Below are 21457 nucleotides of genomic sequence, written 5' to 3'. Positions count from 1 at the left end.
TTGAATTTGAAAGATTAAGTTAAAAATATTGGTGAAAGGATGGGTTATTATAACCTTATTGCAATACCCTTTTCATGCAGATAATGCTTGAGCTGAGGTACCGAAATCTCTTTAAAATGAAATATACTGGCTGCAAGACCGGCATCGGCCTTTCCAGTGGTAAATACATCGGCAAAATGATCCATTTCCCCAGCTCCACCTGAGGCAATTATGGGTATAGAAAGGCTGTCGGAGAGTTTGGCTAATGCGGCATTGGCAAAACCAGCTTTGGTGCCATCGTGATTCATTGATGTAAACAAGATTTCTCCTGCCCCCCTGTTTTCAGCCTCCTTTGCCCAGGCAAAGAGTTCTTTGTCTGTGGCAATCCGGCCACCGTTCACATAAGCCAGCCATTGGTTGTTTTCTTCTTTGGCATCGATTGCCACTACCACAAACTGGCTGCCGTAGTTTCGGGCTATCTGGTCGATAAGCGAAGGATTGCGAATGGCTGCCGAGTTGATCGAAACCTTATCGGCGCCAGCGCTCAATAATTTATCAATGTCGCGTATATCGCTAATGCCGCCTCCCACCGTAAAGGGAATGTTAATTTGTTGGGCCACGCGCTGAACCAAATCGACAAAGGTTTTTCGGCCTTCGTGTGTAGCGGTTATGTCGAGAAAAACCAACTCATCTGCACCCTGGCGGGCATATTCAGCACCCAGTTCCACGGCATCGCCGACTTCGCGAATATTCACAAAATTAACCCCTTTTACGGTCATGCCATCGCGAACATCGAGGCAGGGTATAATGCGTTTAGCGAGCATCGTTTTGTTTGTTAAATTCAGTAATCTGTTTTAGCGTAATTTTCCCTTCATAAATCGCTTTACCGGTAATCACTGCCGGCACTCCCTTTTCAGCCAATTTCACAATGTCGTCCATCTTACTCACTCCACCGCTGGCAATAAGGAATAAGCCATTAAATTGCAGGAGCAGGCTTTGGTAAAGATCAAACGAGGGGCCTTCGAGCATTCCGTCTTTGCTGATATCGGTTGAAATTACTTTTGTAATGCCCATTTCAGTATAACTCCGGATAAAATCTGTGATATCAATGCCTGAATCTTCTGCCCACCCGGCCACGGCAATTTTATTGTCCTTTACATCGGCACCTAGGATTATCCGCTCTGGCCCGAATTTTTGTATCCAGCCTGCAAAAACATCTTTATTCTTTACGGCCACAGAACCTCCGGTAACCATGGTGGCACCACATTCAAAGGCAGTCTGCAGATCGTTGTCACTTTTAAGCCCTCCTCCAAAATCAATAACCAGCCGGGTTTTTGTGGCTATGGTTTCCAATACTTTCCAGTTGACTATATGATGAGCTTTGGCCCCATCGAGGTCTACCAGGTGCAGCCTGCTGATGCCAGCATCTTCGAACGATTTGGCCACTTCCAGCGAATTAGCATTGTAAAGGGTTTTCCTTTGGTAGTCGCCCTGGCTCAGACGTACACATTTTCCGTCCAGTATATCGATGGCAGGTATTATTTCTATCATTTCGAAAACGTAATAAAATTTTCAAGAATTTTCGCTCCTACCGGTCCGCTTTTTTCTGGGTGAAACTGGGTAGCATAAAAATTACTTTTTTGCAATGCTGCGCTAAAGGGATTTCCATAGTTGCATACTGCTGCTGTATCTTGTCCGATTGCTGCATAATAACTGTGCACGAAATACACAAAATCACCCTCGCCTATTCCTTTCATCAAATCTGTTTTCAGGTTATATAGGCTATTCCAGCCCATGTGAGGTACTTTTAGAGTGTTTATTTCAGAATTTTCGGCAGAAAACTTAACTACCTTTTCACTGAATATTCCCAAACATGTAGCATCGTTTTCCTCTGAATGACTGCACATAAGCTGCATACCCAAACAGATGCCCAACACAGGTTGACGAAGACCCACGATAAGCTGATCGAGTTTTTCAGCCCGCAGATACTCCATCGTGGTACTCGCCTCTCCTACCCCCGGAAAAATTACTTTGTCGGCCGTGGCAATTTTCTCCTTATCTCCGGTAACTTCAGCCTGAATACCAATTCTTTGCAAGGCATAATCGACTGACATGATATTTCCGGCATTGTATTTTATAATGGCTATTTTCATTCTTCCCGATTCGTCAATTCTTTAAATTCACCAACCATGTTAAAACCCCTCAGCTAAAAATGATGGTGCGGTTATTATACACCAGCGTGCGTCGTTGAATATGTTCATGAACCCCCGAAGACAAAACAATCTTTTCCAGGTTACGACCCTTGCGTATCAAATCGTTAACAGAATCTTTATGCGTAATGTGGGCCACGCTCTGCTGAATGATAGGCCCTGCATCGAGTTCGTCGGTTACATAATGGCAGGTGGCTCCAATAATCTTTACCCCTCTTTTGTGGGCCGAATGGTAAGGCTTGGCTCCAGGAAAAGCAGGCAAAAACGAATGATGTATGTTGATAATCTTATTCGGAAACTCTTTGATAAAATCGGCCGACAGCACCTGCATATATCGGGCCAGCACCACAAAGGTCACCTTGTATTTTTTCAGAATTGCCAATTCCTGTTTCTCCTGTTCAGTTTTATTTTCTGCGGTTACCGGGAAACAATAAAAAGGAATACCAAACGACTCTGAGACCTGCTGCAAATCGGCATGATTGCTTATTATTAATGGCACTTCTACATCCCATTCGCCTGATTGCACCCTCGACAAAAGATCGTAAAGGCAATGCGACATCCTAGATACAAAAATAGCCATGCGGGGCTTTTGGTCGCTGAAATAAATGTTATACTTCATGTTGTACTTAGCAGCAATCTGGGTTTGAAAAAAATCGCCTATTTTATCGCGGGGAATCAGGAAATTCTCCAGTTCCCATTGTACACGCATAAAAAACACACTTTCTTCACGGTCAACATGTTCGTCGATGTCGAGAATATTGCCATTGTTGTTATCGATAAACTCTGTAACCTTGGCCACAATGCCCTTGGCATCGGGGCAGTGCATTAAAAGAATGGCTGTTTGTTTCGATAGATTCTTCATTATAACACACCTTTTGTTGAGGGTAACTGATATTCGAACACATCGCGCTTTTTAGCTGCTTTTATTGCGCGGGCAAAGGCCTTAAAGATTCCTTCTATTTTGTGGTGTTCGTTACTACCTTCTGCTTTTATATTAAGATTACAGGCTGCTGCATCGGAAAAAGATTTGAAAAAATGAAAGAACATTTCTGTGGGCATTTCACCAACCTTCTCGCGCTTGAATTCCGCTTCCCAAACCAACCAGGGCCTGCCACCAAAATCAATAAGCACTTGTGCTGAGGATTCGTCCATGGGCAGAGAAAAACCATAGCGTTCGAGTCCGCGCTTATCGCCTAGGGCTTTCTTAAAAGCCTCGCCTAAAGCCAGGGCAGTATCTTCGATAGTATGGTGTTCATCTACCTGCAAATCGCCCTTTACATTAATCTGTAAATCAACCTGGGCGTGCCGCGCAATTTGTTCGAGCATGTGATCGAAAAAACCAAGACCTGTGCTAATCTTCGACTTTCCATTACCATCCAAATCCAATTCAATTGCAATGCGAGTTTCGGCGGTATTCCGCTCCACCTTCACAGTTCGGGAACCGGCACGCAGAAAGCTATAAATTTCTATCCAGCTCGAAGTGTTAAGCACAATACATTCCCTAAAACCAGACACTTCAATTTCTTCCGAGGAATTAAAGGCATTGTAAAGAATTCCTTTGGCACCAAGGTTGGCAGCCAGTTTTATATCTGTAAGCCTGTCACCTATCACAAAGGAATTTTCAAGATCGTAATCACCTCCGAGGTATTTGCCAAGCATAGCAGTACCTGGTTTTCTTGTAGGTGCATTATCTGCCGGCATCGATTTATCAATAAACACTTCATCGAATACAATTCCTTCGTTTCGGAAGGTTTCGGTCATTTTATTCTGCGTAGGCCAGAAATCTGCCTCAGGAAAACTGGAAGTGCCTAGTCCATCCTGGTTGGTCACCATAGCTAATTCAAAATCGAGCTGTGAGCAAATCGCATACATAGCCCGAAATACTTCTGGCATAAAAACGAGTTTTTCCAACGAATCGACCTGGAAGTCGATGGCTGGCTCGCGAATCAGGGTGCCATCGCGATCGATAAACAATACACGCTTTTTCATTGACCTTTGTATAAAAATATTTTCTCTTTCTTCATTTTCTATTTATTTCCTGCCCTGCACAAAGGAGGTAAGAGCTTTTATAAGTGCTTTGTTTTCTGTCTTGGTTCCAACTGTAATGCGCAGGCAACCTTCGCACAAGGCTACTTTCGAGCGGTCGCGTACAATTATTTTTTGTTCGAGTAACCAGTTATATACAGCTTTGCTGTTTTCGAACCTCACCAGCACAAAGTTTGCATCGGTAGGAAATACTTGTTGAATTATTTCGAGTTTATTCAGTTCCAACAGTAATTGCGTGCGCTCGGCGATTACCATTTTCACATTTTTATTTTTCCGGTCGACACCTTTTAGCATGTCCAGTGCTTTGCGTTGTGTAAGGATGTTTATGTTATAAGGATACTTAATCTGATTAAACACCCTTATAATTTCTTTCGATGCAAAGGCCATCCCGAGGCGTATGCCAGCCATTCCCCAGGCTTTACTGAATGTTTGCAATACAATTAGATTGGGATAATGATCCAACAAGGATAGAAAACTTTCCTGCTCAGAGAAATCGGCATAAGCCTCGTCTAAAACCACTATGCCGTTAAAATTATCGAGCAAGTGAATAACATCATCGCGCACAAGGTTATTGGCCGTTGGATTATTGGGCGAGCAAAGAAATATGGCTTTCGTTTGTGCATCGGTGCTTTGAAGCATTTTTTTACTATCGAGCATAAAATACTCATTCAGCAACACCTCACGGTATTCAACCCCATTGATATCGGCAGCGACCTTGTACATTCCATAAGTTGGTTTCATGGCCACTACATTGTCTATACCCGGATTGCAAAATGCCCTGTAAACTAAATCAATGGCTTCGTCGCTTCCATTGCCGAAGAAGATCTGGTCAGGATGCACATTCTTCAACCTGCTTACCTTTACTTTTAGTTCTTGTTGAAGGGGATCGGGATAACGGTTAATTTCATTATTGAACGGACTCTCATTGGCATCTAGGAATACTGAAGCTACTCCCTGAAATTCGTCTCTGGCAGTAGAATATGGTGTGAGGTTGCGGATATTCTCACGTATGAGTGAAACTAAATTAAAATTCATTTTTTCAATTTCTTTTTTAAGCGCAGGCTAACTGCATTTTTATGAGCCATTAATTCTTCGGCCTCGGCCATGTGTTCAATGGCTGGCCCAATTCCTTCAAGTCCCTTTTTGCTGATATGCTGAAAAGTTATCTTCTTAAAATAACTATCAAGATTTACCCCGCTGTAAGCTTTTGCCCAGCCATGCGTAGGCAGCGTATGGTTGGTACCGGAAGCATAGTCGCCTGCACTTTCGGGGGTATAGTGCCCGATAAACACCGAACCTGCATTGATTACCTGGTTAGCCAGCTTTTCTGCATCGTCGGTAGACAATATCAGGTGCTCGGGAGCATAGGCATTAACCATATCCATGATTTCCTTTTTGTCTTCCAACAAAAAAGCCTTGCCATGTTGAAGCGATTCGGTAGCAATTTCTCTTTTGGGTAATTGTGCAAGCTGAAGCTTCAATTCATTCAACACCTCATCAATCATACTCTTATCGTCGCAAAATAGCACCGACTGACTATCGGTTCCATGTTCTGCTTGCGAAAGTAAATCGCTCGCCACAAAAGCAGGATTGGAGGTTTTATCGGCCACCACTGCTACTTCGCTGGGACCAGCAGGCATATCAATTGCTACCGCATCTCGCGCTACCAATTGTTTTGCTGCAGTGACATATTGGTTACCCGGACCGAATATTTTATACACTGCCGGAATGCTTTCTGTTCCATAGGCCATCGCTGCAATGGCTTGAACACCGCCAGCTTTAAAAATGCGCTTTACCCCAACCTGCGATGCCGCATACAAAATGGCTGGATGAATACTACCATTGGGAGAGGGAGGTGTACACAATAAAATTTCGCTGCAACCTGCTATTTTGGCGGGTATAGCCAGCATCAACAAAGTCGAAAACAAAGGTGCCTGTCCGCCGGGAATGTATAAGCCCACCTTAAAGATAGGTACTGGTTTTTGCCAACAGCTCACTCCTTTGCTAACCTTTAGCTTTATCTCACGTGGCATTTGCTTTTTGTGAAAGGCTGTGATGTTCCTGATGGCAAGCGCAATAGACCTTTTTAAATCTGAATCTATGTACTTCGCTGCATCGATAATCTCCTGTTCGGATACTGAAAGCGAACTGAGGTCTGCTTTATCAAATTTCTTGGTATACTTCATTACAGCAGCATCTCCCTGTTCTCTTACTTCAGTGAGAATGGCATGCACTACCCTGTCAAGTTCGTTGGTTTCAAAGGCTGGTCGGGCAAGCAGATCAGGCCAGTTTTCTTTATTGGGATATGCAATTATTTTCATCACAGTTAAATCGGAATTAAATGGGTTTGAAGCGAAAGTAACGAAGTTTGTTGTGTTTTTATACAATCATCTTTTCAATAGGGATAACCAATATTCCTTCGGCTCCCAGACCTTTCAGTTTGTCGTGCAGACTCCAGAATTCTTTTTCGTTCACCACCGAATGAATGGAACTCCACCCTTCTTCGTAAAGAGGCAATACGGTGGGGCTTTTCATTCCGGGGAGTATTTTAATAATCTCGGCCAGACGGTTATTGGGTGCGTTCAGCAGAATGTATTTGTTACCTTTCGATTGCTGCACAGTTTTAATGCGAAAGAGCAGTCCATCGAGCAGGGCTCTTTTCTCCATGGGCAGCTTTCTGCTGGCAATAATTACAGCTTCGCTTTGCATCAAAACTTCTACTTCTTTAAGCTGATTGCTGAGAAGCGTACCTCCACTGCTCACAATGTCGAAAATAGAATCTGCCAATCCTATACTGGGGGCAATCTCCACAGAACCACTGATCTCTTCAATTCTGGCACTGATTTTTTTCTCTTTCAAATAAGTGCTTAGAATATACGGATAGGAAGTGGCAATGCGCTTTCCGTTAAACCATTCTACTCCTGTATAATCCACATCATGAGGAATAGCAAGAGAAAGGCGACACCTGGAAAATCCCAGACGCTTGATAAGCTCCACATCTTTGTTTTTTTCGCGTACTTCATTTTCACCAACAATACCGATGTCGGCTACGCCATCTGCTACATATTGAGGAATATCGTCGTCGCGAAGAAAAAGTACTTCTACCGGATAATCGTTTGAATATCCGATAAGTTTCCGTTTACCCTGAACGATATTAATATCGCATCCCGATATTAACTCCAGCGATTTCTCGCTTAACCGACCCGCCTTTTGAATGGCAATTTTTAGAGGTTTCATGTAATTGAGGTTTAAAAAAAAAGGTTTGCAGTAGTTGCAAACCTTTTATTGAATATTTTGGTTATTTCACATACCACACCGCCCCAGGCTTATCCTGCATGATGATGGTGATGATGTGTGTTGATAAATTTCATTGTTATGTGTTTCGGGTGCAATAATATTAATAATTTTCTGAACTGACAAATATCATGGGTAGAATTCACAAAAAGTTAATTCTATAAATCAATCAGGAGTTTATTCTTAGGCGACTTTTCTATTTCGTTGTAGAAGCTATCTACCAATTGCAAAATTTGCTTTACTTCTTTATGTTCGGGAGAAATTAAATGGTCGTTACCCCGGCGATTAATGGCATTCATTACATAGCTTACACTTAGTCTATCGGTATCGGTAGAAGGCTGATAGGCATTTTGTTTTACATTTTTGGTAATTGTTTCCGAAACAATACCCACTTCGTTCAGTTCGTATAAAACATCCCGCACCAAACGAACAGGCAAATCTAGTTTATGCGCAATCTCATCGGAGGTTAAAGGGGGTTGCGATTGACGGAAATTAAGAGCGATGGCACGAACAACAAGCATTGTGATGGTAATTTTCAAATGGTTGCTAATTTTTAGCGATTCCGACTCGGTTTCGTAATGTTCAACATTCTGATTGGCAAAAGCCAATTCGGCACCAAAAAGAACAATGAGCCAACTCACTTGCATCCAGATCAGAAACAAAGGTAGAGCTGCAAAACTACCATATACTTCGCCATAGTTGAACAACTTCGATTGGAAACTGATATACAAAAGCTGAAAGAGTTGGAAAAGCGAACCACCCAGCACGCCTGCAATTAATGCTGAACTCAATTTCACCTTGGTATTGGGCATTACGATGTATACCAGCATAAACACCACCCAAATAAAAACAAAGGGCACCAAAGAAAGAAAAAAACCCAAAATAGGACCTATATAACCAATAAGAGGAAAAGCCTCAGAGCTGCTTGCAACTTGCTGCTCTAGAAAAATATTGATGGAAAAAGATGCCACAACCAACACAGGGCCAATAATAACCAGCGAAATGTAATCGCTCATTTTGCGTGCCATGGCACGCGATTTCTTAATCCTCCAGATATCGTTAAAAGACAGTTCAATGCTGCTCAACAAACGCATTACGGTCCAAAGCAATACCAGCACACCCACACCGGCCAATACTCCTCCACTGATATTGGAAAGGTACTTATCGGCAAAATTTAAAATATAATTCGACACTTCCTGCTGACTCTTAAAGCTATCCATCACCGTTTGCCTTAAAGTTTCTTCGAAACCAAAAGCCTGGGCAATGCCAAATACCATGGCGGCAATAGGCACAATAGACAGCAAAGTATAATAGGTAAGAGCCGATGCCCGTACTTGCACCCGATCTTCGGTGAAACCTTTTATGGCCAACAACATAATGCGTATCTGTTTTAACAAAAAACGCTTGTGTACAGGAGCATCGTTTCGGTTAAGCAGCCAATATTCCTTGTTAAATATTTCGAGGTATTTCGTTAGCATAGCGGTTCTGATTTCTGTTTATAAATATATAATTTTAAACAGAATCAAGCGAAAATAAGTTTTACTTTCGTCATTATCGAATTGAAATGATAAACCTCGCTGGAAAAAATGTACTTGTGGTGGAAGATGAACAAATGAATTTCATCTACATTAAACAAATATTTAACCTTACCGGAGGTAACATAACCCGCGTAATGACAGGCCAGGCTGCTATTGATATTTGTCGGGAAAAAACTTTCGATCTGGTTTTGATGGATATTCAGTTGCCCGATATCTCGGGCATTCAGGCTACCAAAGCAATCCGTCTTTTTCTTCCTGACATACCAATTATTGCACAAACTGCCTGTCGAAGTCAAACCGAACTCGATGAAGTTTTGGTTGCCGGTTGCAACAGCATCTTATTAAAACCTTTTAAAATAGACGAATTCAGCCGAATCGTAGGAGAACTTCTATAATTCATCTTATAAATTCCCTCCCACCTCATTTTTCAATGTAAATTTGTAAAACCCGTTTTACAAAAAATATCTTTACACATGAATATAATCGAATACAAACCCTCAGCGAATCGCTATCAAACGATGCAATACCGCAAATGCGGACAAAGTGGCCTCATGCTTCCCTCACTTTCGTTGGGCTTATGGCATAACTTCGGAGACATCGATAATTTTACGGTAGCCCGCAGTGTTATAGAAGCTGCCTTTGATGCAGGTATTACCCATTTCGACCTGGCAAACAATTATGGCACCCCTTTTGGCTCAGCCGAAGAAAATTTCGGTCGTATTCTTAATAAAGATTTTTCAGCCTACCGCGATGAGCTGATTGTAAGCACAAAAGCGGGTTACCTCATGTGGCAAGGACCTTATGGCGAAGGCAGTTCGAGAAAGTACCTCACTGCCAGTTGCAATCAGAGTTTGAAAAGGCTTGGTTTGGAGTATGTTGACATTTTTTATTCGCACCGTTATCATCCTGATACTCCTCTTGAAGAAACCATGATGGCTCTTGACCAATTGGTGCGTCAGGGGAAAGCCCTATATGTAGGTCTGTCGAACTATGGTCCGGAAGAAACCCGCAAAGCATCAGAAATATTGAATTCTCTTGGAACTCCTTGTCTTATTCATCAGCCCAGATATTCTATGTTCGACAGGACTCCCGAAAGTCAACTCCTCGATGTGCTTCATGACAAAGGTATAGGAGCAATAGTGTATTCACCACTTGCTCAAGGTTTGCTCACCGACAGGTATTTGCACGAGATTCCCCAGAATTCGCGCATGGCCAAAGACATCCCTTTTCTAACAAAAAACCATCTGAGCGATGAGGTATTGGACAAAATACGAACTCTGAATCAGATGGCTGCTCACCGAAATCAATCGCTGGCACAGATGGCGCTGGCCTGGCTGCTTAAAGATAGCCGTGTTAGCTCTGTGCTGATTGGTGCCAGCAGTGTCGATCAACTCAAAAACAATCTTGGAGCCTTACATAATTTGAATTTTTCTAACGAAGAGTTGGAATCAATTGAACAAATTTTACAAGCCTGATGAAAAAAATTCGTTGGGGCATCATGGCCCCGGGAAAAATTGCAGCAAAATTTGCATCAGACATAAAACTTATCAAAGATGCTGAACTAATAGCAGTGGCCTCACGTGACCCGGAAAGAAGCCGGAAATTTGCCAAAAGATTTGGAATAAAGAACTTCTATTCGAACTACAGCGATCTGGCCCTTGATCCGGAAATTGATGTGGTTTACATTGCATCGCCACACAGCTTTCATTTCGAACAAACCATGTTGTGCCTCGAAAATAATAAACATGTGTTATGCGAAAAACCTATGGGACTGAATGCTGCGGAGGTAATTCAAATGGCTGAAACTGCAAAGGCCAAAAATCTTTTTCTGATGGAGGCACTCTGGACAAGGTTTTTACCTTCTTATCTCAAATGCAGGGAATTAACAGACAAGAAAAAGATTGGTGAAATACGTTCCATCCATTCCGATTTTGGATTTAAAGTCGAGGCCTCAACAGAAAGCAGGTTACTCAACAAAAACCTGGCTGGAGGTTGCCTGCTCGACATCGGAATTTATCCGGTCTTTATGGCACTTTCACTTGCAGGAGAACCGGAAGAAATGATTGCAAGCAGCATTATAGGCCCCACTGGAGTTGATATGGCTACTTCGGTTATTTTTCAGTATCCATCGAAACAGATTTCCGCCCTGCTTTCGGCCTCTTTTTTAGCAGGCACTAGTCTTGAAACAATCATTACCGGTACAAAAGGAAGGATAATAATGCATAGACCGTGGCACGCTACTACCTTAATAGAGTTAGTGAAGGGTGAAAGATCGACACACTTCAAATTTGATGAACCCGGTTTTGGCTACCAATATGAAATAGCTGAAGTAAACAAATGCATTTTAAAAGGAAAAGTTGAATCGGATCTGTTTCCCCAATCACACAGCATTCTTTTGCATCGCACACTTGAAAGGATAAGAAAAGGCGTTGGATTATTATACCCTGGAGAGGTTAACCTTTAAAAATTGAATTGTTTTAATTAAAAAGGATTTTAGAGAATATTAGCTGAAGGTAATTAAGGCAAACCAGAAACTAAAAGCCTAACCTATTGTCTGTATGACAAAAGAAAGGTGCCTTGGGCTTTTCAATGAAGCTCCCCGCAGTAAGCTAACAGGGTATCTGCAAAGGATTTTATTTTATTCGCCTCAAGAAGCGTGGTATTTACCTGCGCACCCGCTTTCAGTCCCGATGTAAATCGGGATTCGACTATAAAATTTCATTTCGTGAACTCATGAAATTGGTAATGGTGCCAAAAATAGTTGGTGATTATTTGTTTTAAATTTTGTAAAATACAAGAGTAAATCTAAAGAGGACTTAGGCTCTGCTGGAGAGCAACCTGATAGCAATAAGATTTACCACGGGAATTGGGCCCTGACTAACAATCAGGGCCTTTTTATTCAATTTCTGTGATTATGGCTTAGAAAACTCTTTGGTTTTTATAGTATAAATACCATCTTATAAAGCTTTTACGATGTTCTTTGGATAGTCCTCGGTGTAGAGTTATGTGACTTTTAAGATGTCCAAAAATGACTCTAATCCATTTGTGGATTTTGGAATTCTGTCATTGTCCAGATAATGGAACATATCAGGCAAAGCCTTCTTAATAACTGTAAATGAACGCCTAACCATTTTATGAGTGTACCAATACCTTCCAGTATCAAAGTTGTAGCTTTTTTGATCTAAGAATTCCTTATGTTTTTCATGCCAGTTGTATAAGTTGACAACCCAATTCCCCCATTGCTCTTTATTCTCAATTTTATGTAACTGGTTTATAATAGTTCTAAGTTCCATACCTGCAATACTCTTGGGGTTCATTGTAAGCCAGATACGACACATTCTTTGAACATGAATAATACACCGTTGAACGGTTACATGTTTACATACTTTACGAATCGCTTTAAGCAGTGATTTATGTCCATCGCATGTTATACTTTCTATTTGGACTCCAAGCTTTAATAGATTTTCCAGGTCTTCTTTCATTTCGTCATACCATTCCCCATCAGTTAATCGATACAACTGTGTGAATTTTATCGTGTTATCTCTGTAAAGAACCAAACAAAGATCTTTACTGAAGTAGGTTCCATCTATCAATAAATTAACCTTCTCTGATGGCTTAACTGCATATACAGGGGATTGTGAGAGATAATAAGAAAACATTCGCTTAAGCGTCCGCTCAGAGTATCCACTGGATTTGCTTATCTGTGGTATCGTTTGTCGTCCAATAACCCAATGCTGAAACCAAACTTTTTGATTTGTTTTCTTTGTAAATAGACTAGCATTAGTGAATAATATACCGCAAAATTGACATTTAAAACGTTGTTTTCCTTGCTGGGTTCCCCATTTGATTAAATTCAAACTTTGACATGCCCAACAACGCTTTTTTTTGATGTTTTCATAAATATAAAAGAGTTAACTGAAACAACTTTCAATTAACTCTTTTGTATCTCAATAGTGACAAGGAATAAAAAACTTTTTACCAACTATTTTTGGCCTCTATATCATGAAATTTAAGTCTCACGAATAAAAAAAGAGGCTGTCTCTTGAGAGACAGCCTCTTTTGCTTACGCAATGTTTTTGTCGCTTACTCAGCAACTTCTTCAGTAACAGCAGCAGCAGCAGAGTCAACTACAGCAGGAGCAGCTTCTTCAACTACAGTTTCTTCAACTACAGTTTCTTCAACGGCTTCTTCAGGTTTGGCTGCAGATTTGCAAGCGCTTAAAGATACGAAAGATACAAGTGCAATAGCAACGAGGAGAAAGCTAACTTTTTTCATTTTCCTAGGTTTTTGAAGTTTGATAATTATTTACAGGTTTTGATGACAAAAGTAATAATTATTTGATAAAATCAAATATCGATATTACCAAAACACTGTAATTCTTTAAATTCTTTCGAATAATTATTAACAATTTCGTCTTTAATACCTTCAAGACCTGAAAAACAGACCACAATGACATAATTCATGCTTTTTACTATTTTTACCTACTAAAAATTTTAATATAATGAATCAATCGAATACAAAACTCTCGCAACTAATCTGCTTTAAGAAATACAGTAGAAAAAAGTATGCTGCATTTAATTCCATAGGTCGAATAATTAAAATATCAACCTTAAGTGTTACCTGCAGTTTAATTGTGGGTGAGGTACAGGCGCAATCGAAAACCGAATCCGATAGCATTTCTACCCGAATCGACCTCGACGAAGTGGAAGTGGTGGGTCAGAAATCGACAGTGCTTCTTGATGAACTGCCCCGCATGGTAGAAATAATCGATGCCCGTTCCATACAGTATGCACCTGTGCAGTCTTTTCAGGAAATATTGCAATTCAACTCCAACATCGACATCAGCCAGCGCGGCCAGCCCGGCATACAATCGGACATCAGCATCCGGGGCAGCTCTTTCGACCAGGTTCTGGTCCTCCAAAATGGCATCAATCTTACCGATCCGCAAACAGGACATCACAGCCTAAACCTTTCTTCCGACCCGGAATCTGTTCACAGCATCGAAATCTTAAATGGCCCTGCTGCCAGGGCTTTAGGAGCCAATGCCTTTGCAGGAGCCATCAATGTCAACATTAAACCTTACGACAAATCGCAGATAACAGCTTCAGCCAGCATGGGCGAATATGGATATTTTCGTACTTACCTTGGATTAAACCATGCCGCAAAGAATGTAAAGCAGCTTTTGGCTGGAAGCTACAGTAAAAGCGATGGTTACATGTTTAATACCGATTTCGAAATCCTTAACCTGAACTATTCAGGCGAATACATCCTGCCTGGCAACACAAAAATGCTCACCCAATTTGGCTTTAATAACAAAGCCTTTGGGGCCAATTCGTTTTATTCGCCCAAATACCCCGATCAGTTCGAAGAAATATCCAGCCTGTTTTTTAGCATAGGGTTACGCTCGGGTTCACTCATAAAATTTAAGCCCGAAATATACTGGCGCCGTCATAGTGATCGATTTGAGCTTTTTCGAGAAGATGACTCATACTATTCTTTTTTTGAAGGTGGTATCACAAGCAATGATACAAACAACACTGCTTACCAGTCGATGCCCTGGTACACTCAACACAACCACCACCTTACCGATATTTTTGGGGCAAATCTGCAGGCCAGTTTCACTGGGATCGTTGGAACTACCACCATTGGGAGTTCAGTGAGATCAGAAAACATTGTTAGCAATGCGCTTGGCAAAGATATGGCGGTGCCTTTACCAGTTGAAAAATACGACTCAGTATTCTATACCAAGCAGGATTTCCGGAACAGTTTCGATCTGTTCCTGGAACAAACCTACCAGCATAAAAAGCTATTTGTTTCGGCAGGAGCTCTGGTGCACTGGAATAGCTTCGATGCCCAAAAGATTAACCTGGTGCCTGGGGTGGATGTAAGTTACAACCTGGTAAAAAACTGGTTAATCACAGGAAGTTACAACTATACCATTGGACACCCTACTTTTACCGATATCTGGTATAAAGGTCCCAACAACATTGGTAATGCAGATCTAAGGCCCTACTTTCAAAACTCTTACGAAATGGGCACTAAATTCAGTCGTGTCAAGGTAAACCTTGCATTGGCAGCCTTCTATTCACAGGGTAAAAATAACATAGACTGGCTGCTTAATGCCTCCGATAGCCTGAATCCCTTCTACAAAGCTACCAACATAACACTTTCTGAGAATTATGGCTTCGAAGCCAGCTTTCGCTATTCGCCTTTCGCTGAAGGTTTAATGGGAGCCCTTGTTCATGATTTCTATTTTGGATACACCTACATTCAATCTTATCGCAGTGTGCCGGTTTCGGTATCGAAATATGGCCCGTTGAACCATAAGATTTCGGCTCGTCTTGAGCAAAAGTTCAACCAATGGCTCCTGCTATCGTGGAATTTTCTTTACAAACAACGAAGCGGAACATATCTTTCCTACTCATTTGAGAACAATAGCTATTTGTACAACGTATACCCGGAAGTGTTTTTACTGGATGCCCGCATCAGTGCCCAACTTTCGAAAGTATTGTTGTACCTCGAAATTACAAACTTGCTGAACTCGAAGTATGTCGAATCGGGCAGCATAACTCAGCCAGGTGCATGGTTAAAAGCAGGGGTCATGCTTAGGATAAATGACTAACAAAACCAAGTTGATGAGGAATATCATCTATACACATATTATTGATCTACTGTATTTTAATAGGCCAATGTTAATATTATATTAATTTTATGTATCTTAAATATTAATTAGTGTATTTTAATTCATTATCTTTACAGCACACTCTCAAATTAAGGGCCATGAAAAAAACAGCATTCACACTCCTAATTGCCACCCTAGGAATAGTGGCATGGGGCCAAAAAATCTATCAAAGTGAAGACGGACTACTCTACGACTCTCTGGAAAATCTCTATACGGGCACGTATTCTGAATACTACGAGACTGGAAGCATAAAGGCCGAATACAGCATTACCAATGGCTTAAAAGAGGGAATGACAAAGCTGTATTACGAAAACGGAGCCATCAGCGAAATACGTTCGTACAAAAAAGATATGAAACATGGTGTTTGGATAAGCTACAACGATCAGGGCGTAAAAACAGGAGAAGCCAACTACTCATCCAATAAAAAGAACGGCCGATGGTTTGTGTGGGATGAAAATGGCACCTTGCGCTGTGAGATGACTTATATCGATGGGGAAAAGGTAGGAAAATGGGTTATTTACGATGAAAACGGGAAACTGGAAAGCGAAAAGGATTACAATCAATAAAAAACGAACCGGCTTAAAGAGCCGGTTTTTTTTTGCTTGCCTGCTCTATTGCATACCATAGGGCTTCGGCCGATTTTTCCCAGTTAAATCGTTCACGTTGATTCCGGGATTTGTCAATAAGTTCCTTACGCAATTCGTTATTGCAGAACAACTGGTTCATTCCTGCGGCAATCGAATTTACTGAGTAAGGATCGACATAAAGTACAGCCTCTCCTCCCACTTCGGGCATCGAGGAAGTATTGGAGGCAATCACAGGAACTTCGCAATGCATGGCTTCGAGAATGGGAATTCCAAAACCCTCGAATAACGAAGCATAGACTAATCCTATTGATGAAGCCATTATCTTTTGCAACTCCAGGTCGTTCATGCGACCTGTAAAAACAATATCGTTCACAAACTGTGATTCCTTTAGCACTTTCTGTACTTCCCTTGTCATATAACGCAGCGAACCTACCACCAGCAGCTTCACATTTGCCCCACTGATTTGCTTAAAGACTGAGAATGCCTGGATTACTCGGACTAGATTCTTTCGTGGGTGCACAAGTCCTAACACTAAATAATAGTCTTCGCTATTGGAATAAACAGTTCTGGTTTCCTGTTTCTGCTGCTCAGTTAGGGGAACAAAACCGCTAGAGCAGCCATTGCAAGCAAGCTCTATATTTTCCTTTGGAATAGAAAACCGGCTGGATATATCACTACGGGTGAATTCGGAAACGGTAACCAATTGGGCAGCCTTTCGGATAAAACGGAAAAAAAAATGTCTGTAATAACAGCGCGAAAGGGGTTCCACCCATTGAGGATTGTGTAAAAAATTTAGGTCATGAATTACGGCAATTTGTGGTATTTCTGTACGCAAAGATAGCCAGCCATCGGGCGAAAGAAATAAGTCGGGCTTGTATTTTCGTAAAACACGAGGTATGCCCCAATCGAAGAATAAATACCACAACAAAGGATGCCTTGCAGGAGGAAAAGCCACTACAGGAATGACATTGCTGCCATAAATAAAATCTTGAGAAAACGGCCGGTCGAAGATAAACAAGAAGCGGTGCTCAGGATGGCTCTGTGTGATACGCCTGAGTGTTTCATGAGTAAAACGCCCAAGGCCTTCCAGTTTTCCAGAGATTAAAAGACGTGTATTTACAGCAATGAGCATAAAGTTTATAAGTCTTAATATGACAGTGAAGATAAAAATAATATCGCCGACTGGAATAAAAAAAGCCGCATGCAGGGCATGCGGCTCTGACAATATTGCAAAAAATCAATTATTTTACTTTAATATCTATAGTTACTGAACCATCTGCAGAAACAGTAAGTTGGTCGACTAAAAAGATTCCTTTTTCGTTGTCATGAGTTTTAAAAACTACTACATCATTCAGCTCAACAGTAATGTTGTCAGCTGTTGGGTTTATAGCTTCTATCTCTGATGCGCCAGCAGTTTCAAAATCAAGATCTACTTTCTGGAAAGTAGTGGTTCTGCCTGTAGAACTAATTTCAGTGGCTGAAGCATCTTTAGGGGATTTGAAAGTAGCTGCACTGGCAGTTGATGTAAATATAATGTCAATTTTGCTAGCATTTGTTTTGGCATCAGCAAGGTTATAAACCAGGTTGGTCGAAACTGAATAATAACTACCAAGTGAAGATCCACCTGCGCCAAGCTGTTTAGCACCAAGACTTTCAAGCGGTGCCAGACAAGTAATGGTAATGTCTACTTTTGCTTCTAGTCCATCTTTATCGGTTGCAATAAAAGACAATACATAAGTACCTGCACTACCTACTATATAAGAAAGGCTAGCTTCATATTGATCATTATCAATATCAGAAGTTGGAAAACCATCAATATCTTCATTTCCCTCACGAATGGTGAATTCTTCAAGGTTGGCATCTCCCTTTACTACTTCCCAGGAGAAATGTACTGTATCACCAGCATCAACTGTAGCATCGCCAGTGGTTAATCCAGCTCCGGCTTTAAAAGTAATGGTGGGACCAACAGGGTCGGTATCATCTTCGCAAGAAGCAAACACAAGGCCTAACACGGCCAGACCTAAAAACCATTTGTTAAATTTCATAATTGTTTGTTTTAGTTATTAAATAATGTCCTTTTTCGATTGTCAATTTCCAGCTTCTTAAACGTATTAAAGCACGATTTGTTTTAAAAGCTATTTAAATTTACAATTAATTCTACTTTAACAGATTTACAATTTTGAATATGAGTAATTTATATCACGCTGTCGTTTTAAATGCCGGTCATAAATTCTATCAATCATTTGTTCTTCGGTCATCTGTTTATAAAGTTTAAAAGTGATAAATTCTTTAATATCACGAGCCGATAGTAAAGGTAAATCATCAAAGCAATGCAATTTTTCTTTTAAAATAAATGACGAGACCAAAAAGTTTAATGCAACCTGGTGTTGCCATGCAAGCCATTTTCGTGTCTGAAACTGGTCTAGCCCGAGTATCTGTTTTGATTCTTTTATGCAATGTTCTACAAAGTACCGTTGTGCTTGCATATAGGCTATAGCTTTCTTAGTGTATTGTTCAAGATTAGCATTGGTAAAAGAATATTTTATTTCGTCCTTGCCTTCTTTGGTTTTCGTTTTACGGATAACCAGTAACCTTTGCTCTACTTGCATTTTACTGTTATTGATTATCCAAAGCTTTATAAAATGATAGTCAGCTACAAGAACTCCTTTGGCTGTATTACGAACACTAATACGCTGCCAATTTTCGTCATTTAAAGTCTGTAAATATTTTGATACACTTAATTCGTCTGTAGTTGCTTTTAATTTCTTGGGTTCACGACCCTTATTGCTTTTTCGCTCGGGAATAGCCAAGTCAGGACGTTCCAAATATATTTTTTGGTCTTTATGGATATCCAGCATGTACAGATAACCAAGCAAATCTATGCTGCTGGCAAAATCCACATCGTTACCATAATAACCATCGCCTCCAATAAAATCGAAGATGATGCCATTGGTTACTTGCTGGCGAATAATTTCTAATGCCAGTTCGAGCTTAGTTTTAAATGTTCGGTGCTTTACAGGAACGCCTGCTTTTTCGCATCTTGTCTTGTCGTCACACCAAGCCTTGGGAAGGTATAGTCGGGCATCAACCATTGATGCAAAATCCCCATTACTTAAACAAGCAAATACCGCAACCTGACTATTTGATAGTTTCCCTACATTCCCACAATATTGATGTCCAACGCCTACGCTATGGTCGCCTTTTTTTACCCAACCACTTTCATCAATAATCAATCCTGTAAGTTTTCTTTTGGGTAAAACCTGGCTTACTTCCTGGGCTACTTGATTTATCAAAACTCGATGATCCCAGTTAGACTCAGTTATAAAGTGCTGCATTTGATGGTAGTTAGCTCCCAAATCTTCGCTTATTCTTTCAATATTGCGCATCTGACTTTGTATTATTCCTAATGAATATTGCTGTGCTTTGTCAAAGAACTTCTTTGTTGAATTACAAAATACATGCTGATAATCATTAAGGTGAACACTAACTCGCTCTATTACAGAGGTCAGTGTTTTTCCATATCGATTATTATTTTTACGTTGTATTAAACATTTTTCGGAACGATAAGCCTGTTTTTCTGTGCATTGAAGATACTGAATTTCCTTGAAATATCAATGTTTACAAGGGTTTTGTTTAATCTGTTAAAGTAGAATTAAAACCGGCAATTTTACAAACCCTGTGCCAATTTTTTATCAAGAAAAATCCCTTAAAGGATATTCATTCTGACAAATATCCTTTAAGGGTTATAAAAATCTCTTTGCAAAGCTGAGATTAAGCTTACTCTTACAACAAAAAGCTCATCAGAATACCAGCGGCCACTGCCGAACCAATTACACCTGCCACATTGGGTGCCATGGCATGCATAAGCAGGTGGTTGGTGGGGTCTTCTTTCAGACCCATCATTTGCGATACACGTGCGCTATCGGGTACAGCAGATACACCTGCTGAACCAATAAGCGGATTTACCTTATTATCAGCTTTCAGGAACCAGTTCATGACATGGGCAAAGAGTATTCCGCCTGCTGATGCCACCATAAACGAAAGTGCACCCAGTACAAAGATCATAACTGATTGTGGAGTAAGGAACACATCGGCCTGAGTCGATGCCCCCACAGTGATACCCAGGAGAATGGTAACAATATCGATCATGGAGGTACGGGCAGTTTCTGCCAGACGATTCGTAACAGTAGATTCCTTAAGAAGATTGCCAAAGAACAAGAAACCCAACAATGGAAGTGCACTCGGAGAAATAAGTGTGGTAAGCAATAATCCGAAAATTGGGAATAATATTTTTTCGGTTTTACTCACTGCCCTGGATGGCCGCATGCGTATCAGTCTTTGTTTGCGGGTAGTGAGCAATTTCATAATTGGGGGTTGAATAACCGGTACAAGTGCCATGTAAGAATAAGCAGCAATAGCAATGGGGCCAATCAGGTGAGGAGCTAGTTTAGAGGAAAGGAAAATAGCCGTAGGGCCATCGGCACCACCGATGATGCCGATGGATCCGGCTTCGGCAATATTGAAACCAAGAGCCACAGCGCCTAAAAAGGTTGCAAAAATACCAAGTTGAGCAGCAGCACCCAATAATAGCAATTTTGGGTTTGAAATAAGAGAAGAAAAATCTGTCATGGCCCCAATACCGAGAAATATTAAGGGCGGATAAATACCCTTTGTTACGCCAAAATATAAGTAATTAAGCACGCTTCCCTGTTCGTAGATTCCCACTGATAATCCGCTTGCAGCATCAGGAGCGAACAACCCCAGGTTCTTTCCAAGTTCGAGAGTTATAAAAGGAATGTTTCCGATTAAAATACCTGTGCCAATAGGAACTAATAGAAGAGGCTCGTAATCGTATTTGATGGCCAAATAGATAAAAACAAGGCCCACCAACATCATGAGAAGGTGTTTGAGCGTGAGGTTGTAAAAACCAGTATAAATCCAAAAGCGCTGAAGGCCAGCAAATACCGAGGTGGTATGGTCATTGGGTGCTGCAGATGCCACTTGAATTGTTTCACCTGCTTGCGTGACATGTTGGGCAAAAACATCGTGACTTCCCAGGAGGGTATGCAGAATGGCCATGAAGGCAAGTATCCCTATTACCAGAAAAAATCTTTTCATTTT

19 protein-coding genes and 1 pseudogene are annotated in these 21457 nt (G+C 41.0%); 5 read left to right on the top strand and 15 right to left on the bottom strand.

Annotated features, from left to right (window positions below):
• Positions 1 to 47 precede the first annotated feature (47 nt).
• The 9 genes from hisF to IPM71_14520 all read right to left on the bottom strand — a co-directional run bounded on the left by hisF (position 48) and on the right by IPM71_14520 (position 9007).
• Complete coding sequence (gene hisF, locus IPM71_14560; GenBank protein ID QQS50790.1) at positions 48 to 803, bottom strand: imidazole glycerol phosphate synthase subunit HisF; 756 nt, start codon at positions 801 to 803, stop codon at positions 48 to 50.
• Complete coding sequence (gene hisA / locus IPM71_14555; protein ID QQS50789.1) at positions 793 to 1530, bottom strand: 1-(5-phosphoribosyl)-5-[(5-phosphoribosylamino)methylideneamino]imidazole-4-carboxamide isomerase; 738 nt, start codon at positions 1528 to 1530, stop codon at positions 793 to 795. The genes hisF and hisA overlap by 11 nt, the downstream gene beginning before the upstream one ends.
• Positions 1527 to 2132 carry an imidazole glycerol phosphate synthase subunit HisH gene (gene hisH / locus IPM71_14550; protein ID QQS50788.1) on the bottom strand — a complete coding sequence of 202 codons (606 nt, stop codon included), beginning with the start codon at positions 2130 to 2132 and terminating at the stop codon, positions 1527 to 1529. The genes hisA and hisH overlap by 4 nt, the downstream gene beginning before the upstream one ends.
• Positions 2133 to 2181: 49 nt before the next feature.
• Entirely contained in the window at positions 2182 to 3051 is an 870-nt protein-coding gene (purU, locus tag IPM71_14545; protein ID QQS50787.1) for a formyltetrahydrofolate deformylase, read from the bottom strand.
• Positions 3051 to 4178 carry a bifunctional histidinol-phosphatase/imidazoleglycerol-phosphate dehydratase HisB gene (gene hisB / locus IPM71_14540; protein QQS50786.1) on the bottom strand — a complete coding sequence of 376 codons (1128 nt, stop codon included), beginning with the start codon at positions 4176 to 4178 and terminating at the stop codon, positions 3051 to 3053. The genes purU and hisB overlap by 1 nt, the downstream gene beginning before the upstream one ends.
• Positions 4179 to 4220: 42 nt before the next feature.
• Positions 4221 to 5270, bottom strand: coding sequence for a histidinol-phosphate transaminase (gene hisC, locus IPM71_14535; protein ID QQS50785.1), 1050 nt, complete (start codon positions 5268 to 5270; stop codon positions 4221 to 4223).
• Entirely contained in the window at positions 5267 to 6556 is a 1290-nt protein-coding gene (hisD, locus tag IPM71_14530) for a histidinol dehydrogenase (protein ID QQS50784.1), read from the bottom strand. Before hisD ends, hisC begins: the two co-directional genes overlap by 4 nt.
• A 58-nt stretch (positions 6557 to 6614) precedes the next feature.
• The gene (locus IPM71_14525; GenBank protein ID QQS50783.1) at positions 6615 to 7472 is read right to left on the bottom strand and encodes an ATP phosphoribosyltransferase; all 858 of its coding nucleotides are present in this window, start codon (positions 7470 to 7472) and stop codon (positions 6615 to 6617) included.
• Positions 7473 to 7687: 215 nt separating this feature from the next.
• Positions 7688 to 9007, bottom strand: coding sequence for a YihY/virulence factor BrkB family protein (locus IPM71_14520; GenBank protein QQS50782.1), 1320 nt, complete (start codon positions 9005 to 9007; stop codon positions 7688 to 7690).
• 86 nt (positions 9008 to 9093) lie between these two features.
• Between IPM71_14520 and IPM71_14515 the strand changes: the two genes are divergently transcribed.
• The 3 genes from IPM71_14515 (at position 9094) to IPM71_14505 (ending at position 11531) form a co-directional block, all read left to right on the top strand.
• Positions 9094 to 9462: a response regulator gene (locus IPM71_14515; protein QQS50781.1), complete on the top strand. Its 369-nt coding sequence runs from the start codon at positions 9094 to 9096 to the stop codon at positions 9460 to 9462.
• A gap of 78 nt (positions 9463 to 9540) precedes the next feature.
• Positions 9541 to 10542, top strand: coding sequence for an L-glyceraldehyde 3-phosphate reductase (mgrA, locus tag IPM71_14510; protein QQS50780.1), 1002 nt, complete (start codon positions 9541 to 9543; stop codon positions 10540 to 10542).
• On the top strand, positions 10542 to 11531 hold the full coding sequence (locus IPM71_14505; GenBank protein ID QQS50779.1) for a Gfo/Idh/MocA family oxidoreductase: 990 nt from the start codon (positions 10542 to 10544) through the stop codon (positions 11529 to 11531). Before mgrA ends, IPM71_14505 begins: the two co-directional genes overlap by 1 nt.
• A 455-nt stretch (positions 11532 to 11986) precedes the next feature.
• Here IPM71_14505 and IPM71_14500 read toward each other — a convergent pair.
• Positions 11987 to 12924: pseudogene (locus tag IPM71_14500) on the bottom strand (transposase).
• Between the two features lie 226 nt (positions 12925 to 13150).
• Positions 13151 to 13342 carry a hypothetical protein gene (locus tag IPM71_14495; protein ID QQS50778.1) on the bottom strand — a complete coding sequence of 64 codons (192 nt, stop codon included), beginning with the start codon at positions 13340 to 13342 and terminating at the stop codon, positions 13151 to 13153.
• A gap of 226 nt (positions 13343 to 13568) precedes the next feature.
• On the opposite strand from IPM71_14495, the gene IPM71_14490 reads away from it, so the two are divergent.
• Positions 13569 to 15689 (top strand): TonB-dependent receptor, encoded by a 2121-nt coding sequence (locus IPM71_14490; GenBank protein ID QQS50777.1) that lies wholly within the window; start codon positions 13569 to 13571, stop codon positions 15687 to 15689.
• A gap of 158 nt (positions 15690 to 15847) precedes the next feature.
• The gene (locus IPM71_14485; protein ID QQS50776.1) at positions 15848 to 16315 is read left to right on the top strand and encodes a toxin-antitoxin system YwqK family antitoxin; all 468 of its coding nucleotides are present in this window, start codon (positions 15848 to 15850) and stop codon (positions 16313 to 16315) included.
• Between the two features lie 13 nt (positions 16316 to 16328).
• On the opposite strand, the gene IPM71_14480 is transcribed toward IPM71_14485, so the two are convergent.
• The 4 genes from IPM71_14480 to IPM71_14465 all read right to left on the bottom strand — a co-directional run bounded on the left by IPM71_14480 (position 16329) and on the right by IPM71_14465 (position 21454).
• The gene (locus tag IPM71_14480; GenBank protein ID QQS50775.1) at positions 16329 to 17468 is read right to left on the bottom strand and encodes a glycosyltransferase family 4 protein; all 1140 of its coding nucleotides are present in this window, start codon (positions 17466 to 17468) and stop codon (positions 16329 to 16331) included.
• A gap of 109 nt (positions 17469 to 17577) precedes the next feature.
• A complete protein-coding gene (locus tag IPM71_14475; protein ID QQS50774.1) occupies positions 17578 to 18381 on the bottom strand; it encodes a hypothetical protein in 804 nt (267 codons plus the stop codon).
• 126 nt (positions 18382 to 18507) lie between these two features.
• Positions 18508 to 19722, bottom strand: coding sequence for an IS701 family transposase (locus IPM71_14470; GenBank protein ID QQS52847.1), 1215 nt, complete (start codon positions 19720 to 19722; stop codon positions 18508 to 18510).
• A gap of 397 nt (positions 19723 to 20119) precedes the next feature.
• Positions 20120 to 21454, bottom strand: a complete 1335-nt coding sequence (locus IPM71_14465; protein ID QQS50773.1) for a sodium ion-translocating decarboxylase subunit beta — start codon at positions 21452 to 21454, stop codon at positions 20120 to 20122.
• Positions 21455 to 21457 lie beyond the last annotated feature (3 nt).

This window comes from Bacteroidota bacterium, from assembly GCA_016699695.1.
In the GTDB taxonomy this organism is placed as follows: Bacteria; Bacteroidota; Bacteroidia; order Bacteroidales; family UBA10428; genus UBA10428.
Note: the sequence above shows the minus strand (reverse complement) of the source record. Positions and strands in the feature narration are given on the sequence as shown.